Source organism: Methanoculleus sp. UBA374, assembly GCA_002508705.1.
Taxonomy (GTDB): domain Archaea; phylum Halobacteriota; class Methanomicrobia; order Methanomicrobiales; family Methanoculleaceae; genus Methanoculleus; species Methanoculleus palmolei.
This window is the reverse complement of the sequence record DAYL01000021.1, coordinates 1-8,709: the sequence shown is the minus strand read 5'-3', so window position 1 is coordinate 8,709 and position 8,709 is coordinate 1. Positions and strand designations below refer to the sequence as shown.

The window sequence follows — 8,709 nt, the reverse complement described above, 5'->3', positions numbered from 1 at the left end:
TCAAAACCGGGAGATCCGGAGACGGAAAGTTCAAAACCGGAAAGTCCGGAGGCAGAAAGTTCAAAGCCGTCGTCGTGACGGTCCCCCTTGCCGACCCTCTTCACTCTCCGAATCGGATCTTCTGTTTCGGCGCCAGGTTCGTTGCCTGCGTCCAGGTGTAGGCCTCCCCCTTCGCGAGGCGGAAAAGGACCAGCTCGGGGCTCTCCGGCGTCAGGCCGAGATCGACGAGGAAGGGACGGTCTTCGAGGGACCGGCGTTTCAGGGCGGGGTCGTCCACCCACTCGACCGGGCCGGCCGCACGGAGCACGGTTCCCCCTTCTTTTTCAGGGTCAAAGAACCCGATCTCGACGCGGGGGTTCTTCGTGAGTTCCCGGTAGATGTCCTTGATCGTCCAGACCTGGAAGTAAAACCCGGTCGCATCGGCAAACCACATCTGCAGAGGCCGCACACGGGGCTGGTCTCCGTCGGTCGTCGCCACCCAGGCGACCGGATTTTTGTTTGCAAAACGGATGCATTCTTCAAAGTTCATTCATCCATCACCATTGTTACATTCTGCGAAGGGTAATAAATAATCACCGCCGGAACCCTGCTCTCATCCGGCGGTTATCGTCTTCACCTCATGTCCCCCGGCTCCGGCGTCTGCTATTGCGGTTCCAGCACGCATAAGACCCGGAGACCGGCAAAGGGGCCGGAGATGGTTCCTTCTGCAAGCCAATCTATTGAGTGAAGAGAGGTACCGCACCCGGCCCCCCCTGTCCCCCGGGAAATTCACGTTCCGGCGTATCCACCGCCTCTCCCGGCGCCGTGGTGGTTGCCCCACCCCCACCGACCAGAATGTTGATATATTATACATTATTAATAATGTATAATTGGGGTGCCTGAATGGCTGAAAGTTTCAACGTCAAACTTGAGGAGGCGAAGTACTACTCTCCCGAGGCCAGCTGCAAGGAGCGCTCCTGGATCGGTGACTACAACCGGACCTACCAGAAGTTCCTGGCAGACCCCGATGGGTTCTGGGACTGTATCGCGAGGGAACTTGAATGGTTCCAGCCCTGGGACCGGGTGAAGGAATGGGAATACCCGTACGCAAAGTGGTTCGTCAACGGGAAACTCAACATCACACACAACTGCCTGGACCGCCACGCCCACCGCGAGCGGCGGAACAAGGTTGCGATCCTGTGGCGGGGGGAGACTGCGGACGAAGAGCGGACCTACACCTATCGCCAGCTCCTGCAGGCTGTCTCCCGGTTCGCGAACGGTCTTAAGCGCCTCGGCGTCGGGAAGGGCGACCGGGTCTGCATCTACATGCCGGTGGTGCCCGAACAGGTCATCGCGATGCTCGCCTGCGCCCGCATCGGCGCCGTCCACTCGGTCGTCTTCGGCGGGTTCGGCGTCAGCGCCCTCAACCAGCGGATCCGGGGCATCGACGCGAAGGTGGTCGTCACCGCCGACTTCACCTACCGGCGCGGCAAGGCAATCCCGCTCAAGACCATCGTAGAAGAGGCGGTCGTCAACGCCCCGAGCGTTGAGCGGATCGTCATTCTCCGGCGCGATGCCGATAAGCCCGTGGAACTCCACCCCGAGATGGAGGTGGACTATTACGACCTGATGGACGGCGCGGAGCGGGAATGTCCGGCTGAACCGATGGACGCCGAAGACCCGCTCTTCATCCTCTACACGAGCGGCACGACGGGGACCCCGAAAGGCATCGTCCACGCCTGCGGCGGCTACATGGTCGGGACCTACTACACGACGAAGTACGTCTTCGACGTCAAGGACAGCGATGTCTACTGGTGCACCGCCGACCCCGGCTGGATCACCGGTCACAGCTACGCCGTCTACGGCCCGCTCCTGAACGGCGCCACCTGCCTCCTTGCGGAGGCAACCCCCGATTACCCGACCCCGGGCAACTACTGGGACCTCATCGAAGAGTACGGCGTCACCATCTTCTACACCGCCCCGACCGCCATCCGGATGTTCATGCGGGTGGGCGAGGAGTGGCCGAACCGCTACAACCTCTCGTCGCTTCGCATCCTCGGATCGGTCGGCGAACCGCTCAACCCCGAGGCTTTCGAGTGGTTCTACCGCACCATCGGAAAAGAGCGGTGCCCGATCATGGATACCTGGTGGCAGACCGAGACCGGGATGCATATGCTGACCACGACGATCGGCGAACCCATGCGCCCGGGATTCGTGGGCAGGCCGATCCCGGGCGTCGTCGCAGACGTCGTCGATGCGGCCGGAAACCCGGTCCCGCCGGGCACCGGCGGCCTCCTGGTCGTCAGGGAGCCCTGGCCGTCGATGATGCGGACGATCTGGAACGACGACGAACGCTACCGCAAGTACTGGAACACCATCCCCGGATGCTACACGGCGGCCGATCTTGCGGTGAAGGATGAAGACGGCTACATCATGGTCCTCGGCCGGTCCGACGACCTGATCGTCGTCGCCGGGCACAACATCGGCACCGCAGAGGTCGAGAGCGCGCTCGTCTCCCACGCAGCCGTGGCGGAAGCGGCCGTGATCGGGAAACCCGACCCCCTGCGGGGGAACACCATCAAGGCCTTCGTCATCCTCAGAGACGGCTGCGAACCCGGTGAGAAACTGAAGAACGACCTCGTCTACCACGTTCGGATGACACTTGGGCCCATCGCCATCCCGTCCGAGTTCGACTTCGTCCGGTCGCTCCCAAAGACCCGGAGCGGCAAGATCATGAGGCGGCTCTTAAAAGCGCAGGAACTGGGTATGGACCCCGGCGATACATCGACCCTGGAGGAATAAATAACCATCCCCTTTATATACTGTTTTAAGCATGATATATATATGAATGAGCGTAAACCAGAGGAGTCCCTCAAGATAGAAAATATCGTCGCTTCCGCGAAAGTGACGGATTCGCTTGATCTCCCCTCTCTTGCCTCCCAGTTGAAGGACGCGGAATATAATAAAAAACGGTTCCCCGGCGTCGTTCTCCGGATGCAGGACCCGAAGATCGCCGCACTCGTCTTCGGCTCCGGCAAGGTCGTCCTGACCGGTGCGAAGAGCATCGACAGCCTCTCGCGGGGCCTGCAGATCCTCGGCGAGCACCTGCGGGCACTCGGTATCGATATCCCCGAACCTGAAAAACTGACCTACAAGGTCCAGAACATCGTCACATCGGCAGACCTCGGGACACCGATCAACCTGAATAAGATTGCCGTAGGGTTCAACCTGGACAAAATCGAATACGAACCCGAACAGTTCCCCGGGCTCGTTTACCGGCTCGACGACCCGAAGGTGGTCGTTCTCCTCTTCGGGTCCGGCAAACTGATCATCACCGGCGGCAAGGTGCCCGAAGACGCCAGGCGTGCGGTGCAGCGGATCCTCTCCGAACTCTCCAGTCTCGGGCTCATCTAATCCTATAAAATATCCTTCTCTTTTTTTTGGTCGTACGGACCCCCGGTTATTCCCTCTTCTCCGGTATGAAAGTGAGAGGAGGCCGGGACTCGGGCGGCTGGGCCCCGGTTCGTAAACCAGCCGGACTCCTTCTCTCTCCCGGAGATCACCTCCTCATCGCCGAAGGGGGCATGATCCGGTAAGGAAACGGATAATTATCGTCAACCCATTGCTCCATCGATTCTCTTAAAACAACCACAATCGCAAAATCTCCTATTGAAATAATAATATTTTTATAGTCAGATTTAAAACAATAGATATCATCTGATGGTGAACGGATGAGGTCCGACAAGATACAGTATTTTACGCCACGCGATGAAGAACTCGCTGAACTTCTCATGGGTATCGGTATCAAGAGGAATGTCTCCAAAGTGCTCGTATACCTTGCGAACACCGATGAAGCAACCTCTCGCGATATCGAGCGGGGCACCGATCTCCGCCAGCCTGAAGTCAGCATCGCCATGCGCTACCTCAAGGAGTGCAACTGGATCGACACCCGCGAGAGCAAGTCGGAGAGCAAAGGGCGGCCGGTGAAGATCTACACGCTCTCCCGTCCGATAACGGAGATCATGGATACAATCGAGAAGGAAAAGAAAAAAGAAGCCCGGCACCAGCTGGACCTCATTCAGAAGATGCGGGAATGCATCTCATTGCAATGACACAACGCGGCAACCCTTCTCCTCACCGACAATAACCGTTATTTTTTCTCCGTATGCCGTGAAAAGGCCGCACTCGAGCGCGCCGGGAATGGCGGCTATCTCTCTTTCCAGGACCCGGGGACTTTTGATCGCTCCGAAGTCGCAATCAACGATGAAGTTCCCGTTGTCGGTAACAACCGGGCCGTCTTTCTTCACGCCGTCCCGGAGAACCGGCTCGGCGCCGAGGAGAGCGAGGCGCCGGATGACGCCTGCGGAGGCGAACGGGAGCACCTCGACCGGGACGGGTGCACTCAGGGTATCGACCATCTTCGTCGGATCGACGACGATGAGCACCTTTCGGGATGCGTCCGCCACGCATTTCTCCCGGAGGAGCGCCGCGCCGCGTCCCTTGATCAGGCAAAGATCCGGATCGACCTGATCGGCCCCGTCGATGGCGATATCGATCTCGGGGTGTTCGTCGAGGCTCGTGAGCGGGATGCCGTACCGGTGTGCACGGACGGCCGCCTGGTAGGATGTCGGAACGCCGGCGATGGACAGACCCTCTCCGGCGATCCGCATCCCCAGCCGCTCCATCGCAAAAAAGACGGTCGACCCGGTGCCGAGACCGACGACCATCCCGTCTTCGACCGCCCCGGCTGCCCGATACCCCGCATTCCGCTTCGCCTCTGCTGCAATCATCGCCGTACTCATCGTCCTCTCTTCAGATATCCGTTCCACCGAAGATCCTCCTGAGGCGATCTGCGGCCCGATATGCCGTACAATCGAGCGTGATGGGCGTAATGGAGACGTTGCCTTTCTGCACCGCGTGCGCGTCGGTCCCTTCCTCCGCATCTTCGTGCAGGGGCCCGTCGATCCAGTAGTAGGGGCGCCCGCGAGGGTCGAGGCGCCTCTCCACGCCGGTGTAGAAGAGCTTCTCGGCAAGGCGGGTGATCTCGTAACCGCCGCGCACCGATGCCGGGATATTCACGTTGATGACGTCGGCATTCTCCGGGAACCCGTTTGCGAGAATCTTACCGCAGATCTCGCGGACCACCAATTTTGCATCGGAGAACCTATCCGTGATCTTCGATGGATCGTCGAACTTATCGCCCTGGTCCTCCACCTGCAACGAGAAGGCAAGGGACGGCACTCCCTGGTTGGCCGCTTCGAGCGCGGCCCCGACGGTCCCCGAAGTCATGATGGACTCGTATGAGAGGTTTTCACCGATATTGATGCCGCTGACGACGAGGTCCGGGTTCAGGTTCAGGGCAAACAGCCCGATGATCACGGAATCGGTTGGTTTCCCGCCGACCGAGTATGCCGGCACCCCGTTCATCGCCACCCGGGTTGCACGGATAGGCTCAAAGATGGAGATCGATCGCCCCACGGCGCTCTGCTGGGTGGCGGGCGCGACCACGGTGACGTCGGCGATCGGCGCAAGCGCATCATACGCCGCCCAGAGCCCCGCAGACGTGATTCCATCGTCATTGGTAAGCAAAATCTTTTGTTTCATCCTTGTTTATAGGATGGTCCCTGAGTCACAAAAACCTGCCCGATCGTCAGGGTCAAGTCTCCGGCGGTCAACCTTGTACTACGATGAAGGCACTTCTCGCCGAATACTCCGTATGCAACGACCCCGACCTTGCGCCTGAGGGTGCTGCCATGCTCGCCACGCTGAGCGAGAGTTTTGCCCGGTGCGGCTACGACGTGGTGGTCCCGGAGGGACCCGATTTCGAGGGGGAGATCCGGAGGCTCGCGCCCGGGTGCGACGTAGGGCTGGTCATTGCACCGGACCACCTCCTTTTCCGGTACACGCACCTCCTCGAACAGTTCACTCACAACGTCGGATGCGGCAGTATGAATGTGGCTGTCTGCGCAAACAAACAACGGACAGCGGCAATCCTCTCCCGGAACGGGGTTGCGGTCCCCCCCGATGCCGGTGAAGGGAGACAGGTGGTCAAACCGATCATGGGCTGCGGCGCCCGCGGGGTCCGGCTGACGGACGGGGAGCCGGGTGCCGGCGAGTTCGCCCAGGCATATATCGAGGGGGAGACGCTGAGCGTGAGTCTTGTGGGAAGCCGGGTGACCGGCGACGTCTGTGAGTTCTACTCTGGCAACCCCCCGCTCCTGCTCGCCGTCAACCGGCAGGAGATCGCCGTCGCAGAAGACGGGAGTTTCCAGTATCTCGGGGGCGAGACGCCCGTCCACCCGGAGCGCGAGGAAGAGATCGTCGCCACGGCCGTCCGGGCGCTGAACATCCTCGGGTGCCAGGGATATGCCGGGATCGATGTCATCGTCAAAGACCGCATCTACGTAGTGGACGTCAACCCGAGACCTACGACCAGCCTGGTCGGCATCGCAGCCGTCATGGAGGAGGAGATCGCCGATATCCTTGTTGCTGCGTCCCACGGCAAAAGACCGACGGAGGTCCATCTCTCCGGGAGGGTGCGGTTCGACACGGACGGGAGGATCAGCCGGCCATGATCGGCATCGATATCGGCGGTGCGAACCTCAAGGTCGTCGACGACGCCGGTGTGCACATCCACTACTGCCCGCTCTGGCAGGGCGCCCCGCTTGCCGCACTCCTCGAACCCTACGCGGAACCCGCCGCCGTGGTGATGAGCGGAGAACTGGCGGACTGTTTTGCAAGCAAGATTGAGGGCATCAAATGGATCGTCGGGACCGTTCATGCGGTCATCCCCGATGCCGCCTTCTACGGCACCGACGCGGCGTTTCATACCCGGCCGGTCCCGGACCTTGCCGCTGCGAACTGGCTGGCGTCGGCGGATTACCTGCGCGAAGAGTACGCCGATGCGGTGCTCCTCGACGTGGGGAGCACCACTGCCGACGTCATTCCCCTCAACTCCTTCGAGAGTCTCAAAGGGCTGACCGACACCCGGCGGCTGCAAAAACAGTATCTCGTCTATACCGGCATGCTCAGGACGAACGTCGCCGCAATCCTGTCGTCGGTGATGCTGGACGGAACGGTAACCCCGGTGAGCACCGAGTACTTCGCCGCAAGCGCCGATGTGCATCTCGTGCTCGGCCATATCGCTCCGGAAGACTATACCTGTCCGGCTCCGGATAACGGTGCAAAGACCGCCGATGCAGCGCTCCGGAGGCTTGCCAGGGTCGTCTGCGCCGATCTCGACGAGATCGGGGAGTCCGGGGCCCTCCAGGTGGCCAGGCAGTTCTGGGAGGCCCAGAGAACGCTGATCGTCCGTGCAGTGGGGCGTGCGCTCTTCCGGAGCGGCGCCGAGCAGGTGATCACGGCTGGGATAGGAGCGGACCTTTTCGCCCGTGAACTGGACGGCATCATGCTGGAACAGGAACTCGGAGAGTTCTCGGATGCACTGCCCGCGTATGCGGTGAGGGAGGTGGCGCTACGGCAAACCGCTTCCGACTGACCCTCGTTCTGCTCGCGGCATCGGTCGTCATCACGGCGGCGTCGTTTGTTCTCGGGTTTCCGTTCTTCTTCCTCTTCCTAGTTATACCACTGATCCCGCTGTTCGGGCGCACTCCTGTTGTGAAGCGCTGTCCGGTCTGCGGGTGGGAAACCACAGGCAGCGAGCGCTTCTGCCCCTACGATGGGACGCCGCTCACGGTCGAGGGCGAAGGTGGCGAGGTTCAGCAGGGAGAGCGGTAGGGGAAGACCGAAGAGTTCTGTTGCCGGGATCGCGCCGAAGTCGCGGGAGGCGTAATTCCGGATTGTCCCCCGGTCGACGACGATCCCCATCGCCCGGAGGTAGTGTGCCGCCCGGTTGAAGGGCATCTGCTGCGCAAGAACGACGCAGAGGTCGACGATGGGCGATGCGAGGCGGGTGTCGGGGTAGAACGGCGCGTCTGCATAGCAGAGAGCGTTGCATTGCCGGCAGTAGAACCGCTTCACGTTGACCCGAATGGTGCGCTCTTTTCCGTCATCGAGCAGGACGGCAAACCGTTTTTCCCGCAGGTCATGTCCCGTCACCGGACCGCCGCACGACGGGCAGGCCGCGAGGTCGGTGAACTCGACACCGTCCATTGACGTCAGGGCGTTTCCCACCAGGTCGACGAGCATGGGCGGGACAGGCAGTTTTTTCATCACGGTGGTTGCTCCCCTGTGGAACTGTGTGAAAAGTATGGTATGCCACCAATAATAACCCCATTCCTCGAAGAGAACGGCCGGCATAGCGAGGACCCGGGCCCTCATGTCCGGTGCTCCGGGGGCGTGCCTCCCGAAACTGCCTTCATCGAAGTCTGCTCCGGACCGGGGCAGGAGAACCGCTCGACGGCGGCGCCCTGTGAGCGTCCGGGTCTATGGGCCCGGATGGCAGGCCCGAATATTGATCCGGTCGGTAATCCCGGGAAGTGCACCCACCCCCCGGAGTGAAGGGGGCACACAACCCACACTTATTCATCAAAAAATCGCTTGTTAAGCACTAGTGTTAAATATTTCAATTGTCTATATTAGTGTATCCGAGGTTTTTACCATGGATCTCAAGTACGTACAGACAACATGTCCCTACTGCGGTACCGGCTGCAGTTTCAACCTCGTCGTCCGGGACGGGAAGGTTGTCGGCACACAACCTTACACCCGCTCCCCGGTCAACGAGGGAAGGGTATGCCCCAAGGGCACCTACGCCCATGAATTCATCAACAG

10 protein-coding genes are annotated in these 8,709 nt (G+C 60.7%); 6 read left to right on the top strand and 4 right to left on the bottom strand.

The window, feature by feature from the left end; genetic code table 11:
- Positions 1–100: 100 nt before the first annotated feature.
- On the bottom strand, positions 101–529 hold the full coding sequence (locus BRA42_RS07115; protein WP_342677939.1) for a pyridoxamine 5'-phosphate oxidase family protein: 429 nt from the start codon (positions 527–529) through the stop codon (positions 101–103).
- Between the two features lie 353 nt (positions 530–882).
- Here BRA42_RS07115 and acs point away from each other — a divergent pair, with 353 nt between their 5' ends.
- The 3 genes from acs (at position 883) to BRA42_RS07100 (ending at position 4,091) form a co-directional block, all read left to right on the top strand.
- Complete coding sequence (gene acs / locus BRA42_RS07110) at positions 883–2,781, top strand: acetate--CoA ligase (protein ID WP_292405276.1); 1,899 nt, start codon at positions 883–885, stop codon at positions 2,779–2,781.
- Positions 2,782–2,823: 42 nt separating this feature from the next.
- Complete coding sequence (locus BRA42_RS07105) at positions 2,824–3,393, top strand: TATA-box-binding protein (RefSeq protein ID WP_292405278.1); 570 nt, start codon at positions 2,824–2,826, stop codon at positions 3,391–3,393.
- 317 nt (positions 3,394–3,710) lie between these two features.
- Entirely contained in the window at positions 3,711–4,091 is a 381-nt protein-coding gene (locus tag BRA42_RS07100) for an ArsR family transcriptional regulator (RefSeq protein ID WP_292405280.1), read from the top strand.
- Here BRA42_RS07100 and rpiA read toward each other — a convergent pair.
- Positions 4,080–4,781: a ribose-5-phosphate isomerase RpiA gene (rpiA, locus tag BRA42_RS07095; protein ID WP_292405293.1), complete on the bottom strand. Its 702-nt coding sequence runs from the start codon at positions 4,779–4,781 to the stop codon at positions 4,080–4,082. The two genes, BRA42_RS07100 and rpiA, sit on opposite strands and share 12 nt — an antisense overlap.
- 10 nt (positions 4,782–4,791) lie before the next feature.
- A complete protein-coding gene (gene surE, locus BRA42_RS07090; RefSeq protein ID WP_292405281.1) occupies positions 4,792–5,583 on the bottom strand; it encodes a 5'/3'-nucleotidase SurE in 792 nt (263 codons plus the stop codon).
- Between the two features lie 83 nt (positions 5,584–5,666).
- Here surE and BRA42_RS07085 point away from each other — a divergent pair, with 83 nt between their 5' ends.
- Together BRA42_RS07085 and BRA42_RS07080 are read left to right on the top strand one after the other, a co-directional pair.
- Positions 5,667–6,554 carry an ATP-grasp domain-containing protein gene (locus BRA42_RS07085; protein ID WP_292405284.1) on the top strand — a complete coding sequence of 296 codons (888 nt, stop codon included), beginning with the start codon at positions 5,667–5,669 and terminating at the stop codon, positions 6,552–6,554.
- Complete coding sequence (locus BRA42_RS07080; RefSeq protein WP_292405287.1) at positions 6,551–7,477, top strand: hydantoinase/oxoprolinase family protein; 927 nt, start codon at positions 6,551–6,553, stop codon at positions 7,475–7,477. The genes BRA42_RS07085 and BRA42_RS07080 overlap by 4 nt, the downstream gene beginning before the upstream one ends.
- Positions 7,478–7,554: 77 nt before the next feature.
- On the opposite strand, the gene BRA42_RS07075 is transcribed toward BRA42_RS07080, so the two are convergent.
- The gene (locus BRA42_RS07075; RefSeq protein ID WP_292405290.1) at positions 7,555–8,151 is read right to left on the bottom strand and encodes a hypothetical protein; all 597 of its coding nucleotides are present in this window, start codon (positions 8,149–8,151) and stop codon (positions 7,555–7,557) included.
- 388 nt (positions 8,152–8,539) lie between these two features.
- Here BRA42_RS07075 and BRA42_RS07070 point away from each other — a divergent pair.
- Positions 8,540–8,709 (top strand): hypothetical protein (locus BRA42_RS07070; protein ID WP_342679097.1); only part of this gene is annotated, 170 nt, incomplete at its 3' end.

Bases quoted from the DNA above. Each gene is read 5' to 3' on its own strand.
- BRA42_RS07115 (WP_342677939.1), bottom strand. From the start codon at position 529: ATGAACTTTGAAGAATGCATCCGTTTTGCAAACAAAAATCCGGTCGCC.
- acs (WP_292405276.1), top strand. From the start codon at position 883: ATGGCTGAAAGTTTCAACGTCAAACTTGAGGAGGCGAAGTACTACTCT.
- BRA42_RS07105 (WP_292405278.1), top strand. From the start codon at position 2,824: ATGAATGAGCGTAAACCAGAGGAGTCCCTCAAGATAGAAAATATCGTC.
- BRA42_RS07100 (WP_292405280.1), top strand. From the start codon at position 3,711: ATGAGGTCCGACAAGATACAGTATTTTACGCCACGCGATGAAGAACTC.
- rpiA (WP_292405293.1), bottom strand. From the start codon at position 4,781: ATGAGTACGGCGATGATTGCAGCAGAGGCGAAGCGGAATGCGGGGTAT.
- surE (WP_292405281.1), bottom strand. From the start codon at position 5,583: ATGAAACAAAAGATTTTGCTTACCAATGACGATGGAATCACGTCTGCG.
- BRA42_RS07085 (WP_292405284.1), top strand. From the start codon at position 5,667: ATGAAGGCACTTCTCGCCGAATACTCCGTATGCAACGACCCCGACCTT.
- BRA42_RS07080 (WP_292405287.1), top strand. From the start codon at position 6,551: ATGATCGGCATCGATATCGGCGGTGCGAACCTCAAGGTCGTCGACGAC.
- BRA42_RS07075 (WP_292405290.1), bottom strand. From the start codon at position 8,151: ATGAAAAAACTGCCTGTCCCGCCCATGCTCGTCGACCTGGTGGGAAAC.